At 69.2% G+C, this 1,202-nt stretch carries 1 protein-coding gene; it reads right to left on the bottom strand.

Annotation, left to right across the window (positions count from 1 at the left end; genetic code table 11):
* The coding region (locus AC2W7C_RS18165; protein WP_486002601.1) for a polysaccharide lyase 6 family protein at positions 1-1,117 on the bottom strand (1,117 nt) is incomplete at its 3' end.
* Positions 1,118-1,202: the final 85 nt, after the last annotated feature.

The following is a 1,202-nucleotide window of genomic DNA, read 5'->3' as shown; positions in this document are numbered from 1 at the left end:
GGCCCTGGGGCGTCAGCAGGCCGCCTCGCCCGCGCGCCAGCGCCACCGCGCGACCCTCGAACCCCGGCAGGCGGGTCGTGGCCTCGGGGGACTGGACGTTGCCGGAGAAGGCGATCCCGGACATGTCGCCCAGCACCCGGATCGGGCGGGCGTTGTCGCGGTTGACGATCAGGTTGTCGGCGATGCGGGTGGCCACAGGCGGGGCCGACCGCTCCGCGTCCATCCCGGCGCCCAGGAAGATCTGCCCGGCGTCGACGATGGTGTTGTTCTCGACCACCGTGTCCGACACCTGGACGTAGCGGTTCAAGGGCGAATTCGGCACGCCGTACATCACCGTCAGGGCGCTGGCGAAGCCCTCGCCCCTCAGCCCTTCCATGTAGTTGTTGCGCACCGTCTGGCGCCGGTTGATCACCCGGATTCCGCCGGTGTTCGGCACGCCGTTGCCGATGAAGACGTTGTCCTCGACCAGATTGCCGTCGCCGTGGCGCAGCACCAGGGCGCCGCGCGATTCGAAGAAGACGTTGCCGCGATAGACGTTCGCGCCCGACTTGTTGGAGACGACCTCCACCTCGCCGTCGCAATGCTCGAACCAATTGGCCGTCACGGTGGTGAAGGAGTCCGACGCGGAATCGTGGCTGGTGCCGATCCGGATGGTCTCCCCGCCGTTCGAGCCCAGGTTGGGGCGCCGGCCGAAGTAGTTGTGGTCGATCAGGTGGCGGTTCTCCAGGCCCTGTTCCTCGTCACGGACCACCACCAGGGTGGTCCCGGCGTTGGTCTTGCCCGCCAGATGGTTGTGGTCGAACCGATTGTGATGACCGTACAGGGCGACCCAGTTGTCGGAATCGGCGCGCCGGGGCTTGGAGAAGCCGTCGATCACGACGCCGGTCACGCGGCTGTAGTTGGCCCGCCGCGCGCGGCTCTGGCGGAACGAGATCACCTCGCCGGTCGGCGACCAGCCGTCCCGGAACACCAGGTTGGAGACGACCAGGTTCTCGCCGGCCATGCGCAGATTGGACTGGCCGGTCAGGACGACGCCGCCGGGGGTCTGGGCCGTCAGGGTGATGGGACTGCCCTGTCGGCCTTCGCCGGTGAACAGAATCGTGGAACGTCCCGCCATTCGCCGTCGGCCAGCACGATCCGGTCGGCCGGGCCGCGCGGCCCGCGCCGCGGCGGCGTACTCGGCCTGGGTCCGCACCACCGTG

It is taken from the genome of Brevundimonas sp. CURTG3B2_SDJG, assembly GCF_057364705.1.
Note: the sequence above shows the minus strand (reverse complement) of the source record. Positions and strands in the feature narration are given on the sequence as shown.